This window comes from Shewanella sp. T24-MNA-CIBAN-0130, assembly GCF_040310185.1.
GTDB classification, from domain to species: domain Bacteria; phylum Pseudomonadota; class Gammaproteobacteria; order Enterobacterales; family Shewanellaceae; genus Shewanella; species Shewanella psychromarinicola.
In genome coordinates this window covers 1-271 of the sequence record NZ_JBEOPP010000322.1, presented here as the reverse complement: position 1 = coordinate 271, position 271 = coordinate 1, and the positions used below count along the sequence as shown (strand labels likewise).

At 41.3% G+C, this 271-nt stretch carries 1 protein-coding gene; it reads left to right on the top strand.

Features of this window, described 5'->3' with window-relative positions:
- Positions 1-57 precede the first annotated feature (57 nt).
- Positions 58-271, top strand: a 214-nt coding sequence (locus tag AAEZ02_RS22560; RefSeq protein ID WP_351125282.1) for a hypothetical protein, incomplete at its 3' end; no start/stop codon positions are given.

The following is a 271-nucleotide window of genomic DNA, read 5'->3' as shown; positions in this document are numbered from 1 at the left end:
GATTCATGCCGTTTTAATGTCGACGGAAAATTTATTTCGGCATTTGGTTACAGGTCAGTGCGTTCTAATACCAGCGGTAATTACTTAAGCGGATTTGGCAACCAAGCACTATTTAAAAATATAGACGGCGAGCACAACGTGGGGACGGGATACGCGGTTTTATATAATAACGAAAGTGGTGATTGGAATACTGCATCGGGTGACTATTCATTATATAACGCGAAAGGAAGCAAAAACACGGCGGATGGTGGTTATAGTGGCTATTCTATAA